Annotated in this window: 16 protein-coding genes; 8 read left to right on the top strand and 8 right to left on the bottom strand. The window is 61.1% G+C overall.

The window, feature by feature from the left end; genetic code table 11:
* Positions 1-80: 80 nt before the first annotated feature.
* Genes ACSQ13_RS08830 through ACSQ13_RS08820 form a run of 3 tightly spaced genes read left to right on the top strand, consistent with a single transcriptional unit; the run spans position 81 to position 3,823 of the window.
* Positions 81-1,424, top strand: coding sequence for an NAD(P)/FAD-dependent oxidoreductase (locus ACSQ13_RS08830; RefSeq protein ID WP_295511981.1), 1,344 nt, complete (start codon positions 81-83; stop codon positions 1,422-1,424).
* Between the two features lie 20 nt (positions 1,425-1,444).
* Complete coding sequence (locus ACSQ13_RS08825; RefSeq protein ID WP_295511983.1) at positions 1,445-2,614, top strand: M20 aminoacylase family protein; 1,170 nt, start codon at positions 1,445-1,447, stop codon at positions 2,612-2,614.
* A gap of 45 nt (positions 2,615-2,659) precedes the next feature.
* Entirely contained in the window at positions 2,660-3,823 is a 1,164-nt protein-coding gene (locus ACSQ13_RS08820; protein WP_295511985.1) for a M20 aminoacylase family protein, read from the top strand.
* Between the two features lie 22 nt (positions 3,824-3,845).
* Here ACSQ13_RS08820 and ACSQ13_RS08815 read toward each other — a convergent pair whose 3' ends face one another.
* Genes ACSQ13_RS08815 through moaA form a run of 3 tightly spaced genes read right to left on the bottom strand, consistent with a single transcriptional unit; the run spans position 3,846 to position 7,160 of the window.
* Positions 3,846-4,862, bottom strand: a complete 1,017-nt coding sequence (locus ACSQ13_RS08815) for a glycosyltransferase family 4 protein (protein WP_295512024.1) — start codon at positions 4,860-4,862, stop codon at positions 3,846-3,848.
* Positions 4,862-6,145 carry a 3-deoxy-D-manno-octulosonic acid transferase gene (locus ACSQ13_RS08810; protein ID WP_176249398.1) on the bottom strand — a complete coding sequence of 428 codons (1,284 nt, stop codon included), beginning with the start codon at positions 6,143-6,145 and terminating at the stop codon, positions 4,862-4,864. Before ACSQ13_RS08810 ends, ACSQ13_RS08815 begins: the two co-directional genes overlap by 1 nt.
* Positions 6,146-6,152: 7 nt before the next feature.
* Positions 6,153-7,160, bottom strand: coding sequence for a GTP 3',8-cyclase MoaA (moaA, locus tag ACSQ13_RS08805; RefSeq protein ID WP_295511986.1), 1,008 nt, complete (start codon positions 7,158-7,160; stop codon positions 6,153-6,155).
* Positions 7,161-7,285: 125 nt separating this feature from the next.
* On the opposite strand from moaA, the gene ACSQ13_RS08800 reads away from it, so the two are divergent.
* The gene (locus tag ACSQ13_RS08800) at positions 7,286-7,783 is read left to right on the top strand and encodes a hypothetical protein (protein WP_295511988.1); all 498 of its coding nucleotides are present in this window, start codon (positions 7,286-7,288) and stop codon (positions 7,781-7,783) included.
* Between the two features lie 154 nt (positions 7,784-7,937).
* Here the strand turns inward: ACSQ13_RS08800 and ACSQ13_RS08795 are convergent, their stop codons facing one another.
* From ACSQ13_RS08795 to glmU, 4 genes are read right to left on the bottom strand one after another with little or no spacing between them, the layout of a single operon-like run.
* A complete protein-coding gene (locus ACSQ13_RS08795; protein ID WP_295511989.1) occupies positions 7,938-8,651 on the bottom strand; it encodes a DNA alkylation repair protein in 714 nt (237 codons plus the stop codon).
* Positions 8,644-9,201 carry a pyridoxamine 5'-phosphate oxidase family protein gene (locus tag ACSQ13_RS08790; protein ID WP_176249394.1) on the bottom strand — a complete coding sequence of 186 codons (558 nt, stop codon included), beginning with the start codon at positions 9,199-9,201 and terminating at the stop codon, positions 8,644-8,646. The genes ACSQ13_RS08795 and ACSQ13_RS08790 overlap by 8 nt, the downstream gene beginning before the upstream one ends.
* Positions 9,201-11,021, bottom strand: coding sequence for a glutamine--fructose-6-phosphate transaminase (isomerizing) (gene glmS / locus ACSQ13_RS08785; protein WP_295511990.1), 1,821 nt, complete (start codon positions 11,019-11,021; stop codon positions 9,201-9,203). Before glmS ends, ACSQ13_RS08790 begins: the two co-directional genes overlap by 1 nt.
* Positions 11,022-11,023: 2 nt before the next feature.
* Positions 11,024-12,376, bottom strand: coding sequence for a bifunctional UDP-N-acetylglucosamine diphosphorylase/glucosamine-1-phosphate N-acetyltransferase GlmU (gene glmU, locus ACSQ13_RS08780; RefSeq protein WP_176249392.1), 1,353 nt, complete (start codon positions 12,374-12,376; stop codon positions 11,024-11,026).
* 118 nt (positions 12,377-12,494) lie between these two features.
* Between glmU and ACSQ13_RS08775 the strand changes: the two genes are divergently transcribed.
* Entirely contained in the window at positions 12,495-13,166 is a 672-nt protein-coding gene (locus tag ACSQ13_RS08775) for an HAD-IA family hydrolase (protein ID WP_295511991.1), read from the top strand.
* A 4-nt stretch (positions 13,167-13,170) separates the two neighbouring features.
* Entirely contained in the window at positions 13,171-14,361 is a 1,191-nt protein-coding gene (locus tag ACSQ13_RS08770; RefSeq protein ID WP_295511993.1) for a DegT/DnrJ/EryC1/StrS family aminotransferase, read from the top strand.
* 57 nt (positions 14,362-14,418) lie between these two features.
* Here ACSQ13_RS08770 and ACSQ13_RS08765 read toward each other — a convergent pair whose 3' ends face one another.
* A complete protein-coding gene (locus ACSQ13_RS08765) occupies positions 14,419-14,889 on the bottom strand; it encodes a pyridoxamine 5'-phosphate oxidase family protein (RefSeq protein ID WP_295511994.1) in 471 nt (156 codons plus the stop codon).
* A gap of 142 nt (positions 14,890-15,031) precedes the next feature.
* Here ACSQ13_RS08765 and ACSQ13_RS08760 point away from each other — a divergent pair, with 142 nt between their 5' ends.
* Both ACSQ13_RS08760 and ACSQ13_RS08755 read left to right on the top strand, forming a co-directional pair.
* Positions 15,032-16,195 (top strand): isovaleryl-CoA dehydrogenase, encoded by a 1,164-nt coding sequence (locus ACSQ13_RS08760; protein ID WP_176249388.1) that lies wholly within the window; start codon positions 15,032-15,034, stop codon positions 16,193-16,195.
* Complete coding sequence (locus ACSQ13_RS08755; protein WP_295511996.1) at positions 16,192-16,680, top strand: lysozyme inhibitor LprI family protein; 489 nt, start codon at positions 16,192-16,194, stop codon at positions 16,678-16,680. Before ACSQ13_RS08760 ends, ACSQ13_RS08755 begins: the two co-directional genes overlap by 4 nt.

Below are 16,680 nucleotides of genomic sequence, written 5' to 3'. Positions count from 1 at the left end.
AAATCCCGGGGGAGGGGCCGCAGCGCGGCACCGGGGGCTGGCCCCCAACCCGGCCAAACCCCGGACTGAACCCGCAGATCATGCAGTTTCCCATCAACACCACGACCCCCGTCACCTATCCCGGTCCGCACGACAATCAGGCCGATATGGTGGTCATCGGCGGCGGCATCATCGGCGTCTGTACCGCCCTGTTTCTGGCCCGCGACGGCCACCGCGTCATCCTGCTGGAAAAGGGCCGCATCGCGGGCGAACAATCCAGCCGCAACTGGGGCTGGATCCGCCAGCAGGGCCGCGACCCCGATGAAATGCCGATCATGGCCGAGGCGCAGCGCCTTTGGCATGAACTGGCAGGCCAGACCAATATCGACATCGGCCTGCGCCAGGGCGGCATTGCCTATCTCGCAGGCAAAGCCAGCCAGCTTGCGGGGTACGAGGCATGGTTGCCCCATGCGCGTGCCAATGGTGTCGACAGCCAGATTCTGTCCGCGGCCCAAACCGCCGCGATGTTTCCGGGCATTGCGACACCGGCGCTCGGGGCCTTGGTCACGGCATCGGATATGCGGGCCGAACCCTGGGTCGCGGTACCCGCCTTGGCCGCGATTGCAGCGCGCGAAGGGGTGCAGATCGTGGAGAACTGTGCCGTGCGCGCGTTGGATATTGCGGCGGGCCGTGTGGCAGGCGTGATCACCGAAAACGGTCGCATCATGGCATCGCAGGTGGTCCTGGCGGGCGGAGCCTGGTCGTCCCTGTTCTTGCGCAATCACGGGGTCAGCATCCCCCAGCTTTCCGTGCGTGAAACCGTGGCGGCGACCGAACCTTTGCCTGAAATTTATGCAGGGGCGGCTGCAAATCCCAAAGTGGCGTTCAGACGCCGCGAGGATGGCGGCTATACGCTGGCCCCTCCGGGTGCGCCGGAATTGTTCATCGGGCCTGATGCCTTTCGCAATTTTCCGCAGTACCTCACCCAGCTCAGGGCCGATCCCTTTGGGCAGGTGTTGCGCCCCTTTGCGCCAAAAGGGTTCCCCGATGCATGGGGCACCAGACGCAAGTGGCGCGGGGATGAGACATCGCCTTTCGAAGTGATGCGCATTCTGGATCCGGCCCCGAATATGGGCAAGGTCAACCGGCTTTTGCGCAATTTTGCAGCACTTTTCCCTGATCTGCCGCCAATCCGTCTCAAGGCGGCATGGGCAGGCATGATTGATACCATGCCCGATATTGTGCCCGTGGTGGATCACGTGCCCAGTTTGCCGGGGCTTACCATCGGCACAGGCATGTCGGGCCACGGGTTTGGCATCGGGCCGGGGATGGGCCGCGTGTTGGCTGCACTGGCAACTGGCGGCGATGTAGGGCATGATCTGACCAGATTTCGCCTGTCGCGCTTTAGCGACGGCAGCCCAATCGTCTTGGGCCCCAGTGTCTGAATTTAGTACCGGAGCATCCTATGCCGATCAAGAATCGCTTTGCCGAGACCCATGCCGATATCACCGCATGGCGCCGCCACCTGCACACGATCCCAGAACTGCAGTTCGACCTGCCCAAAACCGCCGCGTTCGTGGCTGAAAAACTGCGCAGCTTTGGCATCACGGACATCACCACGGGCATCGCCGAAACGGGAATCGTCGCGGTGATCGAAGGCAAAACCAACAATTCGGGCCGCACCATCGGGTTGCGCGCCGACATGGACGCGCTCCCCATCACCGAGGCAACGGGGCTGGACTATGCCTCGACCCATCCGGGCAAGATGCATGCCTGCGGTCATGACGGGCACACGGCGATCTTGCTGGGTGCGGCGCAATATCTGGCCGAGACACGCAATTTCGATGGCCGCGCGGTGCTGATCTTTCAACCTGCCGAAGAAGGCGGCGGCGGGGGCAATGTCATGGTCGAAGAGGGCCTGATGGAGCGTTGGTCCATCGATGAGGTTTACGGGCTGCATAACATGCCCGGCCATCCGGTGGGTGAGTTTGCGATTCGCGCCGGTGCCTTGCTGGCCGCTGCCGATGAATTCGACATCACGATCACCGGGCAGGGTGGACATGCCGCCGCCCCCCACGAGGCGATTGATACCAACCTTGCCGCCGCCCATGTGGTGATTGCCCTGCAATCCATCGCCAGCCGCAATGTGGACCCAATCAAACAGGTTGTTGTGTCGGTCTGCACCCTGCGGTCTGACACGGACAGCCACAATGTCCTGCCGCAAACCGTGCGTCTGCGCGGCACGGTGCGCACCCTTGATGCGGACATCCGTGATCTGGCGCAGGAACGTCTTGAGGCGATTGTGACCCATACCTGTGCGGCCTATCAATGCAGTGCGGATATAACCTATGACCGCGGCTATCCGGTGACCATCAACGCCGAGGACAACACCCATTTCGCGGCGCAAGTTGCGGAAAACGTGACCCCCGGCGTGGACCGCGACACGCCCCCGATCATGGCCGGCGAGGATTTTTCCTATATGCTGAACAAACGTCCCGGTGCCTATATCATGCTGGGCAACGGCGACGGTGCCACCGTTCACCACCCGATGTACAACTTCAACGACGACGCCATCCCCGCCGGCTGTAGCTGGTTCGCCGAGATGGTCGAAACACGATTGCCAAGCGCGGGGTAAACCAGCCCCACGCCCGGCTACAACTCTCCCAACCAAGGAACTATCATGCCTGTTAAGAACCGCTTTGCCGAACTTCACCCCGAGATCACCGCATGGCGCCGCGATCTGCACGAACACCCTGAAATCCTGTTTGAAACCCACCGCACCTCTGCCACGGTCGCCGAAAAACTGCGCGCCTTTGGCTGTGACGAAGTCGTCGAGGGCATTGGTCGCACCGGCGTTGTGGGGGTGATCAAGGGCAACGCCACCACATCGGGCAAGGTCATCGGCCTGCGCGCCGACATGGACGCGCTGCCGATCCATGAGCAAACCGGCGTCGAATATGCGTCAAAGACACCGAACGCGATGCATGCCTGCGGCCATGACGGCCACACGGCGATGTTGCTGGGGGCCGCGCAATATCTGGCCGAAACCCGCAATTTTGACGGCACTGTCGTGGTGATCTTTCAGCCCGCCGAAGAAGGCGGTGGCGGTGGCCGCGAGATGTGCAAAGACGGCATGATGGACCGCTGGGGCATCCAAGAAGTGTACGGCATGCAGAACTGGCCCGGCATGCCAGCAGGCAGCTTCGGCATCCGTCCGGGCCCGTTCTTTGCTGCGACCGATTTGCTTGAGATCGAAGTCGAAGGTCTGGGCGGTCACGCCGCCAAGCCGAACGAAACGATTGATACCATGGTTGTCACCGCGCAAATGATCACCGCGCTGCAAACCATCGTCAGCCGCAATGCCGACCCGATTGGCAATATCGTGGTGTCCATCACCTCGATTGAATCGTCCTCCAAGGCGTTCAATGTGATCCCGCAGCGAGTCAATCTGCTGGGCACCGTGCGCACCTTGTCGAACGACCTGCGCGATCTGGCCGAAAAACGCGTGACCGAGATTTGCGAAGGTATCGCTGCGACATTCGGGGCCACGGCCAAGGTGAACTACATCCGCAACTATCCGGTGATGGTAAACCACGACGAACAGACCGAATTCGCCGCTGATGTGGCGCGCAGCATTTCAGGTCAATGCGACGAGGCCCCGCTGGTAATGGGCGGCGAAGACTTTGCCTTTATGCTCGAAGAGCGCCCCGGTGCCTATATTCTGGTGGGCAATGGCGACACGGCGATGGTGCATCACCCGATGTACAACTTCAACGATGACGTGATTCCGGCAGGGTGCAGCTGGTGGGCAGGGCTTGCCGAACAGCGGATGCCAATGGGCTAGGTCAAGCTTCGGGCGCGGGGGGTTAACCCTGCGCCCAAATCATCTGATACACGGCGTCGATCCCGTCGGCCTCGGCCTTGGCGCTGAAATTTTGCGATACATGGGCGCGGGCGATATCGCCCATCGCGTCAACCTTGCCAGCAAGGATCTGCCCTGCGGCCATTGCGGCGGCCGATGGTGTGTCAACGATCACACCTGCGCGACCCTGCGCGCTAAAGGCACGGTAATATCCGGCCTCATAGCCCACAAACGGCACGGCCGATGCCATCGCTTCAAGCGGCACCATGCCATAGCCTTCGTATTGCGGAAGCTGCACGACCAGCGACAGGCCGCGCATCACGGCGGGCAGGTCCTGGGCAGGGATTTCGCCGGGAAACAGGATGCGGTCGGTCAGGCCGGCGGCTTTGATCCGGTCTTTCAGGCTGGCAAGGAACGCCCGATGATCGCGGGTCGCTTTGCCCAGAACCAAGGCGACCGTATCGGGGTGGTCCGGCAACAGATCAATCATCGCGTTTACAAAGTGATCCGTGCCCTTCTCGGGGCGAATGCGGCCGATGGTGGCGATGCCGGTCTTGCCGCCATATCCCAACGCGGCCCACGCCTTTGCACGGTCGGGGGCAGGGTGAAACAGGGCAGTATCCACGCCATGAGGCACCACCGCGCGGACATGGGGCACAAAACTGGCGGCCTTGTCGGTCGTGGCAATCACGGCGTCCATGCGGCTGATCAGCCAGCGCGGATAGGCCGAATGCCGGCGTTGAGCCGCTGAGGTAAAGACGATTTTAATCGGCAGGCGCAGGATGTCGCGGGCCCAAAGGGCGGCGCGCATTTCGGTGTTGCGCCGCACATGCCAGATCGCCCCGCGGGCGGATGCTGCACGGGCCTGCCTGACGGTGACGGGATCGGGGCAACCGGGCAGGGGGCGGCCCACAAGCGCCAGATCATAACGGCCCATCTGGGCGCGGATCACATTGGCAGCCGTGGCCGATACGCCGGTGAAATTCTTGTTGAAATTGGTGACGAACAGCTTTGGTTTCATCACTCTTTCAGCCCCAAGGCAGACAGAATTCGTGTGGCGATCCCGTCCAGCTGGTCCTCTTGCCCCGCGACAAAGCGTTTTGCGGCATCGGTCATGGTGGCCCGCTCTTTGGGCTGCGACAGCAAGATGCCAACCTGCGCGGCCAGATCAGCGCCATCCGTCACAATCCGCGCCGCCCCTTCGGTTTCAAGCTGGGCATAGGTTTCGGCAAAGGCCGACACATGGCTGCCCGACAAGACGGCTGCACCGGATTGGGCCACCTCAAAGGGATTATGCCCGCCGATCGGCAAAAGCGATCCGCCCAGAAACACAATATCCGTTACCGCATACCACAGCCCCAGCTCGCCCAGCGTATCGGCCAGATAGACCTGAGCATCGGGTTTTTCGCCACGGCTGCGCCGGGTGCAGGTCAGGCCCGCGTCGGTGATTAACGCTTCGACGCTGTCCCCGCGTTCAGGGTGGCGCGGGGCAAGGATCAGACACAGGTCGGGGACTTGCTTTAACAGCGCCCGATGGGCGTGCAAGACTGCGTTTTCTTCGCCCTCGTGGGTCGAGGACGCGACCCAGACAGGGCGGTGCAAAAGTGCCGCGCGCGCCTCGAACAGCGCGTCCTCGTCAACGGGCAGGGGGCCTGCCATGGATTTGAGGTTAATCCCCCGCGCCACCCGATCCGACGGGGCGTGCATGCTGACCATATTATGGGCCATCGCATCGTTCTGGGTCAGGATCAGATCGAAGACCCCAAACAGATAGCGGGCCAACTTCGGATGTTTGCGCCATGTCGCGACGGATTTTTCGGACAAACGCGCATTGACCAAAGCCATTTTCGCGCCCGTGGCATGGGTCCGGCGCAGCATCTGCGGCCATAATTCGCTTTCGACAAAGATCGCGGCATCGGGACGCCAGTGTCGCAAGAACCGCTTGAGCGGGCCGGGGGCATCCAGCGGGGCGAATTGATGGACCGTGCGCGGCGGCATGCGTTGCGCCACCAGCTTGGCCGATGTGGCGGTGCCCGATGTGATCAAAAACTGCGCGCGCGGCAACAGCAGCCCCATGCGGGTGATCAGCGCCAGCACCGACAGGCTTTCCCCGACCGATGCGGCATGCAGCCAGATCAGCGGGCCCGAGGTCTGGCGGTCTTGGGTGGCATGGCCCAGCTTTTCATGGGCGCGCCTGACAGACACACCTTGTTCGCGCAGCTTGGCGGTTTGGGAACGCGCAAAGAACGGGACCAATCCCATGCTTGCGACGACCCACGCGCGATACAGAAAAGGGGCGGACATGACTGGGTCAGCCGCCTGTGTGGCTCATGTGGCGGGGCATCTGCCCGTCGAGCTTTTGGCGGGAGTAATCGAAATCATGGCCCTTGGGCTTGAGGTTGATCGCCGCGCGAATGGCGTCTTTCAACGGCGCGTCGTCATCGGGGTGGTTGCGCAGGGGCGCGCGCAGGTCCGCGACGTCTTCCTGACCCAGACACATAAAGATTTCACCGGTGCAGGTGATCCGCACACGGTTGCAGCTTTCGCAGAAATTATGGGACAGCGGCGTGATGAAACCGATCTTCTGGCCGGTTTCTTCCAGCCGCACATAGCGGGCAGGGCCACCGGAACTTTCCGCCAGATCGGTGACGGTGTAATGATCCTCGTAGGATTTGCGCACATTCTTGAGGGACCAATACTGGCCAAGGCGGTCCTCGTTGCCCAGATCGCCCATCGGCATGACTTCGATCCAGGTCAGGTCAATACCACGATCGGCACACCATGCGGTCATGCTGGGCAGTTCGGATTCGTTGAACCCCTTGAGGGCAACGGCATTGATCTTGACCCGCAACCCCGCAGCCTGCGCCGCATCAATGCCGCGCAACACCTGGGGCAGGCGACCCCAGCGGGTGATATCGGCGAATTTCTGGTCGTCCAGCGTATCAAGCGACACATTCACACGCCGCACGCCCGCGGCATAAAGGTCAGCGGCAAAGCGTTCCAGCTGGCTGCCGTTTGTCGTGAGCGTCAGTTCCTTGAGCGTGCCTGCATCCAGATGGCGGGTCATGCTGTCAAAGAAGGTCATGATGCCCTTGCGCACCAAAGGCTCGCCCCCGGTGATGCGCAATTTCTGCACCCCGAGGTCAACGAAATTGCTACACAGCCGGTCCAGTTCCTCGAGCGTGAGAAGTTCCTTTTTGGGTAGGAAGTTCATGTTCTCGGACATGCAATAGACGCAGCGGAAATCGCAGCGGTCTGTGACAGAGACACGCAGATAGGTGATGGCGCGGGCGAAAGGGTCAATCAATGGTGCATTCATACCCTATAGGTAAACATCGGCCCATCGCGGGGCAAGGGAGAATAAGGTTATTGAAGCAGCAGGTGGGGAGGGGTATTCATTGGGTCATGAAACAATATGTACTTCTTTGCGCTATGGGGGTGGGAGTGTCCGCGTGCGGCACGGTGACCGAACGGTTGGGCCTTGCATGGCCCGGTGCGCGTGACGCGACAGCCACACCCGCCGAAACCGCAGTCGCGGCTGTGCCTGAGGCTGCCCAAGTCGCGCAGACCGTGCTGGACCCTGTGACATCGGCCCCCCCGCCGCCGCCCGCGGCCCGCACGGTCGAGGCATTGGATACCACCACCGCCGCGCAGCGCGCAGCGGCCGTGGCACCGGTGGCCGCAGGGGCGCGGCTGTTGGGCACGACGGTGGCATCGCTGGGCAGTGCGACAGAGCCCGGTCTTTGGATGAAAACGCCGCTGGTGAAAACTGAAATGCAGGGCCGTGTCACCAACCCCGCCACGGGCAAGTCATCCACGGTGATGTTGATCCCGATTGACGGGCCACCCACGGCGGGCAGCCGCATGTCCTTGTCAGCATTGCGCTTGATCGGGGCGTCGCTGACGGATCTGACCAGCGTTGAAGTGTCAACGGCGGGGTAGGTTCGGGGTCTGCAGTATCGGGGGGCGCTGAGCCCGAGACCTTAGAGACATGACGGGGCTTTCGCCCCGATTTTTTTAGCCCGATCACTATTTGAAAGAGCGGGGGGCCAGCCCCCCGCGCCCCCCGGGATATTTTCGAGCCAGAGAAGACGGATCAGGCGCTTGGGGCGTCTGGGGTGGTTTGCTCGGCTGCGGGAAGGTGGCGTGAGGCTTCCTTGATGGCGTAGGGTTTCATGTGGTGGCTGTTTTCGTCGATGAAAGCTTGGGCGCGGGCCGGATCATGGCGGCTGAGGTCGCGGACCCACCAGGCGATGGCTTTTTGCATGATGCCGTTTTTGACCGGTAAATACCCTGCCGCCCAGCCGAGAATGCGTTCACGCGCGGCGAGTTCTTCGGGTTTGGGGTTGTTTTGTTTGGTCCAGGGCAAGGTTGCCACAAGGGCGGCGCGTTTTGTCCAGAGTTGATCCGAGGTTGTCCAGCTTTCGACGGTGTCGAGGCGGGAGGGATCGGCGATCAGGCGCTTCTGGATCGCCATACAGACGTGGTCGGCGATGGCCCAGCTGTCGAAGTCGGGCACCCAGCTTTGCAACATCTGCCAGGCGGCTTCGTCGTCGGGGCGCAGGCGGGCCTGGGTCAGCAGTTTGGCGGCGGCGACGCGGGCCTCGAAAATGTCGGTCTGCCATAGCGCATCGGCGACGGTGAGACGGTCTGCCAGATCAAGTTCGGCCCGCCAGGTTTTGGTCAGGTCGTTGATCTCGGGGTTGGTCACCCCCAGATAGGGCCGGTCGATCTTGTGATAGGCCAGCATCTGGGCCGCGCGTTCCGGATCGGCAAGCGCTGTCAGTTGCGCCAAATAGGGCTCATGCATTGGGGGGATCCTGAGTGATAAAGGTGGGCAGGCCGTCGATCGTGGTGCTGTTGCGGTCGTCCCAATAGGTTTCAATCGCAGCTGCGCCTTTGTCCTCGGCCCATTTTTTGAGAACGTCGCGGTCGGCCTTGTGTTCGTAAAACGGGACTGCATAGCCGCAGCTTGTCTGGAGCATGTCGACGCTCATATCATAGATTTGCCGGACACCAAGGGCCTGCGGGAACATCGCTTGCAGGGGGGCGAAATCGGCATCGCGGGGGTGCACGGCCCGTGCGGTGCCATAGGCGCGCATGATCATCGGGCGCGCGCCAAAGCTGCACCACATCAGCGTCATCCGGTTGATCCGCGCCAGATGGCCGGCGGTTTCATTGCCGGACCCTGTCATGTTGCGCCAGATGATACGGTTCGGCCCCAGGACCCGCAGGCTGTCCATCCCTTTGGGAGAGATGTTGACCCGCCCTTCATCCGCCGCTGTCCCGCAAAAGAACATGTGCTGCGCCTGAATGAAGTCGCGGTGGTCGTCGCTGATCTGGTCGAACTGCTTGGCCATTATTCGACCGTGACAGACTTGGCCAGATTGCGGGGCTGGTCGACATCCGTGCCCTTTGCAATCGCGGTGTGATAGGCCAGCAACTGCGCAGGGATCGCATAGAGGATCGGGGCAAGCGCATCGGCCACGGGGGGCATTTCGATCTGGCCCCAGGTGCCTTCGGCGGCTTCGTCGAGGCCCGAGCGGTCAGAGATCAGGATGACCTTGCCCTTGCGTGCCATGACTTCCTGCATGTTGCTGACGGTTTTATCGAACAGGTTGTCCTTGGGGGCCATTACGACCACTGGAACGTTTTCATCTATGAGGGCGATAGGGCCATGTTTCAGCTCACCTGATGCATAAGCTTCGGCATGTATATAGCTGATTTCTTTTAGTTTTAGCGCACCTTCAAGGGCGAGGGGGAACATCGCGCCACGGCCCAGAAACAGCACGTCGCGGGCCGAGGACAGCTTGTAGGCGGCATCGCGGATGGCCGAGTTCTGTTCGAGCGCGGTGTTGATCAGCGAGGGCATGGCCCGCAGGCCTGACACGTGATCGGCCAGTTGTTCTTGGGTGATGGTGCCCCGTTCATAGGCGGCCTTGAGGACCATCAGGAACAGCACGGTCAACTGACAGGTGAACGCTTTGGTCGAGGCAACGCCGACTTCGACGCCTGCATGAATGGGCAGCGCCAGATCGCTTTCGCGGGCGATCGAGGATTCAGTGACGTTGACGACGGACGCGATTTTATCGGCCTTGCCCTCGCAATAGCGCAGGGCAGCAAGGGTATCGGCGGTTTCACCGGACTGGCTGACGAATAGCGCAAGGGTGCGGCCGGGGATCGGCGGTTCGCGATAGCGGAATTCGGAGGCGAAATCGACCTCGACCGGCAGCCGCGCGATTTGTTCGAACCAGTATTTTGCGGTCAGGCAGGCGTAATAGGCGGTGCCACAGGCAACCATGGTGATGCGGTCGAAGGCGTTGAAATCAAGCCCGGGGTCGGGCAGGGAAATCTCGCCCTTGGCGTTGATGTAATGGCCCAGGGCTTCGCCGATCACGCCGGGTTGTTCGGCGATTTCCTTGGCCATGAAATGTTTGTGGCCGGCTTTGTCGACGCGGGTGGTATCAAGGCTGATGGTTTTGATCGCACGGTTGGCGCGCGCGCCATTGGCGTCAAAGATCTCGACCGAACCGCGCGTCAGGACCGCGCGGTCGCCTTCTTCGAGATAGGTAATGCGGTTGGTCATCGGCGACAGGGCGATCGCATCGCTGCCCAGATACATTTCGTTGTCGCCATAGCCCACGGCCAGCGGCGCACCTTTGCGGGCACCGATCATCAGGTCTTCTTCGCCGTCGAACAGGAACGCCAAGGCAAAGGCACCGTGCAGGCGCGTGAGGGTCTTGGTGGCCGCATCGACCGGACCCATGCCTTGGGACATATAGTGCTGTGTCAGCAGGGCGACGGTTTCGGTATCGGTTTCCGTGACGAATTCGGCACCAAGCGCCGCCAGTTCGGCACGCAATTCGCGAAAGTTTTCGATGATGCCGTTATGCACGACAGCGACAGGGCCGGCCTGATGCGGATGCGCGTTGGTCACCGAAGGCGCGCCATGGGTGGCCCAGCGGGTGTGGCCGATACCGGACTTGCCAGCCAGCGGTTCATGAACCAGCAGATCCGACAGGTTCACCAGCTTGCCCACTGCGCGGCGGCGGTCAAGACGGCCATTGTTGATCGTGGCAATCCCGGCGCTGTCATAGCCGCGATATTCCAGACGTTTCAATGCTTCAACAAGGATGGGCGCTGCTTCGTGTTGCCCGAGGACCCCTACAATACCGCACATAATTAGCTGCCTCTCTGCTGTTTTGCCTTTTTGGCCTTTAACATTTCGAACAATTTGCGCGCCATCCCCGGTTTCTCAACCTGGGGCGCACGCGCCAGTGCCAAAGCGTCGGCTTCTACGTCGGATGTAATAACAGACCCCGACCCGGTCATTGCCCCGTTGCCAATATGGACGGGGGCCACAAGCATGGTGTTGGACCCGATAAAGGCATTCGCGCCGATATGGGTGTGGTGCTTCATCACGCCGTCATAATTACAGGTGATTGTCCCTGCGCCGATGTTGGCGCGCGCGCCGATCGTTGCATCGCCGATATAGCTCAGGTGGTTGACCTTTGCCCCTTCGTCGATCTGGGCATTCTTGATTTCGACAAAATTGCCGATCCGCACGTCTTCGGCCAGTTCGGCACCGGGGCGCAGGCGGGCATAGGGCCCGATGACGCCGCCACGCGACACATGGCAGCCCTCAAGATGGCTGAAGGCGCGGATCGTGGCACCGGATTCAATGGTGACACCGGGGCCAAAAACCACATTGGGTTCGATCACCGTGTCGCGGCCGATATAGGTGTCGCGTGCGAAATAGACGGTATCGGGGGCCATCAGGGTAATGCCGTCTTCCAGCATTGCAGCCCGGGCGCGCGCCTGAAACGCGGCATCGGCGGCGGCCAGATCCGCGCGGGAATTCACGCCCATCGTCTCGGCCTCGGGGCAGGTCACGGCCGTGGCTTTCAGGCCCCGTGCCCGTGCGATGCCGATGATGTCGGTCAGGTAGTATTCTTTGGACGCGTTGTCGTTGCCAACCGCATCGATCAGATCAAAAAGCAGGTCTGAATTGCAAGCAACAACGCCGCTATTACAAAGGGTTATGGTGCGCTCTTCATCTGTTGCATCCTTGAATTCGACGATGCGGTCCAGGCTGTCGCCCTGCATCACCAAACGGCCATAGCGCGCGGGATCGGCGGCGTTGAACCCCAGCACGACAACGTCATTCTCGCGCAAGGCATCGCACATCGCCTCGAGGGTTTCTGTCTGTACAAAAGGCGTGTCGCCATAAAGGACAATCGCCGTGCCCTCAAAGCCTGCCAGCGCTTCGCGGGCCTGACCGACGGCATGTGCGGTGCCCAGCTGTTCCTCTTGGACAACGACCTGAGCTTCATCGTCAAAGGCTTCGGCGGCGGCGCGCACCAGATCGGCACCGTGGCCTGCAACGACGACGGTTCGGGCAGGTGACAGGGCCGCACCGGATGCCATCGCATGCTCCAGCAAAGGGGCATGCGCGACGGGGTGCAGAACCTTGGGCAAATCCGATTGCATTCGCGTGCCTTTGCCTGCGGCCAATAGGATCAGTGCGACTTCCATATAAAATCTCTTTAATAAATTGACTTGGGCTCTCTTTACCTTGTTGGCGTTTATGCGCAAGTCTGGCGGGCATCAAAGAAGATTTCGGCCTGCAACATCTCTAAGCAAAGGAACGCCGATGAAAACGGTTGTATTCGATCTGGACGGCACATTGGCAGACACCAGCGGTGATTTGATTGCAGCGGCCAACGCCTGTTTTCGCGATATGGGCGCGGGCGATCTGCTGGATGCGCGCCATGACGCGGGCACAGCCTTGAAAGGCGGGCGCGCGATGCTGCGACTGGGGATGGAACGGTTGGGCCGCGCCGAGGACGAGGCGACGATTGACCGATATTACCCTGTCTTACTCAAGGCTTATGCTCAAGACATTGATACACATACAGTTTTGTATCCCGGTGCGATGGATGCGGTCGAGGCGTTGAAAATTGCAGGCTACCGCGTGGCGATCTGCACCAACAAGCCCGAAGGGCTGGCGCATATCTTGCTGACGCGGCTTGGCATTCGTGATGCCTTCGGGGCGATGTTGGGGGCCGACAGTCTGGCCGTGCGCAAACCCGACCCTGAACATCTGTACGAAACCGCGCGGCGGGCGGGGGGCGACCCTGCGCAATGCTGTCTGGTGGGCGATACGAATACCGACCGCAAAACCGCCGCCGCCGCCGGTGTGCCGTGCATTCTCGTGACTTTCGGCCCCTCGGGCGAGGATATGGCCGCCCTCAACCCCGAGGCGTTGCTGCATGACTATGCGCATTTGCCCGCCTTGGTACCGACCTTGATCGGGGGCATCTAAGGGCATGGAGGTGTTCAAGGGCAGCTTTACCCAGCAAGAGCCCATACCCGACGATGCGATTGACGCCGCCGTTGCGGTGATGCGCCACGGGCGGTTGCACCGCTATAACACTGCGGGTGATGAAATCGCGGAAACTGCGTTGCTTGAACAGGAATTCGCGGCATTGGTCGGTGCGAAATATTGTCTGGCCGTGGCATCAGGTGGCTATGCGATGGCAACGGCATTGCGCGCCGTGGGGGTAAAGCCGGGCGACAAGGTCTTGTCGAACGCCTTTACGCTGGCCCCTGTGCCCGGCGCGATTGCGGCCGTCGGGGCCGAGCCGGTGTTTGTTGATGTGACCGACGGGCTGGTCATTGATCTGGACGATCTGGCGGGCAAGCTGGATCAGGCCAAGGTTCTGCTGCTGAGCCATATGCGGGGCCATATCTGCGACATGGATGCGCTGATGGCCATGTGCGATGCCGCCGGCGTCACCGTGATCGAGGATTGCGCCCACACCATGGGGGCCGCGTGGAATGGCGTGGCTTCGGGACGGCAGGGGGCGATCGGGTGTTATTCCTGCCAGACCTACAAACATGTCAATGCGGGCGAGGGCGGTCTGCTGGTCACCGATGACGCCGAAATGGCCGCGCGTGCGATCATGTTGTCGGGGTCTTACATGCTGTACGAAAAGCATCTGGCAGGTCCGCCGCCAGAAACCTTTGACCGGATCAAATACGAGACCCCCAACATATCAGGCCGCATGGACAATCTGCGCGCGGCGCTGTTGCGGCCCCAGTTGCGCAAGCTTGAGGCGCAGGTGGCACGCTGGAACGAGCGGTATTTCACTCTGGAGGCCGGAATGCGCCACACCCCCGGATTGACCGTGATCGAACGGGCGGCGGGGGAAAGCATCGTGGGATCGTCGATCCAGTTTCTGTTGCAAGGCTGGGCCGCTGACAAGGTGCGGGATGTCTTGCGCCGCTGTCTGGCCCGTGGAGTAGAGCTGAAATGGTTCGGCGCGGCAGAGCCGTTGGGCTTTACCAGCCGCTATGACAGTTGGCGTTATGCACCGTCTGACCCGCTGCCCAAAAGCGATGCGGTGCTGGCCGGGTTGATCGACATGCGGGTGCCGCTGACGTTCAGCATTGACGATTGCACCCTGATCGCCCGCATCATCCGCGAGGAAGTCAGCGCAGTTTACCAGCAGGCCTAGCGCATGAAAAAAGGGCGCATGAAAGCGCCCTGATTTCATTTGATTTGCATAAACGGATTAGAACCCGAGGGTGCCATGCTGGCCCATGTCGGGTTTTTCGTCTGTGATATGGGCCTTGGCGATTTCATAGAGGAAGGACAGGCTGCCACCGGTCGCCCAGACCTCGGCCTCTGTCAGGTCCATGCGCAGCAGTTGGACGTCTTCATCCTGACGGCCATCCTCGAACCACGCGCCTGCGATTGCCGACCACAGTTCGTCCAGCTTGGCGGGGTCTGTCACCGCCTGCACCTTGCCATCAATGCGCGCATACAGATGTTCGTCCTTGCTGATGACGACATATTCAGCCGCTACACCCGACTGTGCGGTTTTCGCCAGATCGGTGCCCTTGGCCGTGATAAACCACAGCGCGTTCGCATCCTCATCGACATAATGGCTCATCGGGACGGAACGTGCCGTGTTTGTGCCCAACATGCCTGTGCGGATATCTTCGATCCGGTCCCAGAATTCTTCCTTCAATGACGTACTCATCTTCAACGCGTCCTTTCACACTTGTTCAATGAGCTAACAGCGGCGCGGGGGATCGGGTTCCATGCGACTTGGATTTGCTTGACCGAATCCTCTGAGGGTGTAAAGTAATGAACAACTGTTCAATAAACTCTGGGAGGGGTCCATGTTCAACGCCAGCATGAAATTCGATTTGGGCGACGATGTGAATGATCTGCGCGATATGGTTCACCGTTGGGCGCAAGAGCGGGTCAAACCGATGGCCGCCGGCATTGATCTGAAAAACGAATTCCCCGCCGAGCTTTGGGAAGAGATGGGCAGCCTTGGTTTGCTGGGCATGACCGTGAGCGAAGAATACGGCGGCACCGGCATGGGCTATCTGGCGCATACCGTCGCGGTCGAGGAAATCGCGCGGGCCTCGGCCTCGGTTTCGCTGTCTTACGGGGCGCATTCCAACCTGTGCGTCAACCAGATCAGCCTGAATGGCACACCTGAACAACGGGCGAAATTCTTGCCGGGCCTGTGTGCGGGCACCCATGTCGGCGCGCTGGCCATGTCTGAACCATCGGCGGGCAGCGACGTGGTGTCGATGAAACTGCGCGCCGAAAAGCGCAACGATCACTATCGTTTGTCCGGCAATAAATACTGGATCACCAACGGCCCCGATGCCGATACGCTGGTGGTTTACGCCAAGACAGACCCCGATGCGGGGTCCAAGGGGATCACCGCCTTTCTGATCGAGAAATCGATGAAGGGTTTCACCACCAGCCCGCATTTCGACAAGCTGGGCATGCGCGGGTCAAACACCGCCGAGCTGATATTTGACGATGTCGAAGTCCCGTTCGAAAACGTCTTGGGCGAAGAGGGGCGCGGCGTGCGTGTTCTGATGTCGGGGCTTGATTACGAACGTGTCGTTCTGGCGGGCATCGGTCTGGGGATCATGGCCGCCTGTCTGGACGAGATCATGCCCTACATGGCCGAGCGCAAACAATTCGGCCAGCCGATTGGCAGCTTCCAACTGATGCAGGGCAAGATGGCCGATATGTACACTGCGATGAATTCCGCCCGTGCCTATGTCTACGAGGTCGCAAAGGCCTGTGATCGCGGCGAGGTGACCCGCGCGGATGCGGCGGCTTGCTGCCTTTATGCCAGCGAAGAGGCGATGAAACAGGCGCACCAGGCGGTGCAGGCCATGGGCGGCGCGGGCTATCTGTCCGACAACCCTGTGGGGCGCATCTTCCGCGATGCCAAGCTGATGGAGATCGGGGCAGGCACGTCGGAAATCCGGCGCATGCTGGTGGGCCGCGAGATGATGGGAGCAATGGCATGATCCGGTTCGCTGCAGTGCTGACGCTGCTGGCCGCACCCGTGATGGCGCAGGATTTGCAATATACCGACAGGGTTACGCAAACTTGTCTGGAAGAGGCCGACAGCTATGGCGCAAAGATCAATTGCGTTGGCGCATCGGCGGGGCAATGCATGGAAGATACACCCGGCGGCAACAGCACCTATGGCATGGGCGGCTGTCTTAACCGGGAGTACACCTATTGGGATGGTTTGTTGAACAGCCATTACAAGGCGGCGATGGAACAGGCAAAACGGCTTGATGGCGAGCGCCCGGCGTCGATGAAAGACCTGCCGGGGGCGGCAACAGCCCTGCGCGACATGCAACGTGCGTGGATTCCGTTTCGGGACAAGGCCTGCGCCTATGAGGCGTCGCTTTGGGGCGGTGGTTCGGGGCAGGGACCCGCGACAGTCAGCTGTCTTATGCAGCAAACCGCCAAACAGGCCCTGATCCTCGAGCCTTGGGACTAG

Origin of the sequence: Sulfitobacter sp. SH22 (assembly GCF_965641905.1) — a bacterium.
In the GTDB taxonomy this organism is placed as follows: domain Bacteria; phylum Pseudomonadota; class Alphaproteobacteria; order Rhodobacterales; family Rhodobacteraceae; genus Sulfitobacter.
The sequence above is the reverse complement of the archived record's forward strand: the minus strand, read 5'-3'. Positions and strand labels throughout refer to the sequence as shown.

Bases quoted from the DNA above. Each gene is read 5' to 3' on its own strand.
- ACSQ13_RS08795 (WP_295511989.1), bottom strand. From the start codon at position 8,651: ATGCATGAGCCCTATTTGGCGCAACTGACAGCGCTTGCCGATCCGGAA.
- glmU (WP_176249392.1), bottom strand. From the start codon at position 12,376: ATGGAAGTCGCACTGATCCTATTGGCCGCAGGCAAAGGCACGCGAATG.
- ACSQ13_RS08765 (WP_295511994.1), bottom strand. From the start codon at position 14,889: ATGAGTACGTCATTGAAGGAAGAATTCTGGGACCGGATCGAAGATATC.
- ACSQ13_RS08815 (WP_295512024.1), bottom strand. From the start codon at position 4,862: ATGAAACCAAAGCTGTTCGTCACCAATTTCAACAAGAATTTCACCGGC.
- glmS (WP_295511990.1), bottom strand. From the start codon at position 11,021: ATGTGCGGTATTGTAGGGGTCCTCGGGCAACACGAAGCAGCGCCCATC.
- ACSQ13_RS08825 (WP_295511983.1), top strand. From the start codon at position 1,445: ATGCCGATCAAGAATCGCTTTGCCGAGACCCATGCCGATATCACCGCA.
- ACSQ13_RS08790 (WP_176249394.1), bottom strand. From the start codon at position 9,201: ATGGCCAAGCAGTTCGACCAGATCAGCGACGACCACCGCGACTTCATT.
- ACSQ13_RS08760 (WP_176249388.1), top strand. From the start codon at position 15,032: ATGTTCAACGCCAGCATGAAATTCGATTTGGGCGACGATGTGAATGAT.
- moaA (WP_295511986.1), bottom strand. From the start codon at position 7,160: ATGAATGCACCATTGATTGACCCTTTCGCCCGCGCCATCACCTATCTG.
- ACSQ13_RS08755 (WP_295511996.1), top strand. From the start codon at position 16,192: ATGATCCGGTTCGCTGCAGTGCTGACGCTGCTGGCCGCACCCGTGATG.
- ACSQ13_RS08820 (WP_295511985.1), top strand. From the start codon at position 2,660: ATGCCTGTTAAGAACCGCTTTGCCGAACTTCACCCCGAGATCACCGCA.
- ACSQ13_RS08775 (WP_295511991.1), top strand. From the start codon at position 12,495: ATGAAAACGGTTGTATTCGATCTGGACGGCACATTGGCAGACACCAGC.
- ACSQ13_RS08770 (WP_295511993.1), top strand. From the start codon at position 13,171: ATGGAGGTGTTCAAGGGCAGCTTTACCCAGCAAGAGCCCATACCCGAC.
- ACSQ13_RS08830 (WP_295511981.1), top strand. From the start codon at position 81: ATGCAGTTTCCCATCAACACCACGACCCCCGTCACCTATCCCGGTCCG.
- ACSQ13_RS08810 (WP_176249398.1), bottom strand. From the start codon at position 6,145: ATGTCCGCCCCTTTTCTGTATCGCGCGTGGGTCGTCGCAAGCATGGGA.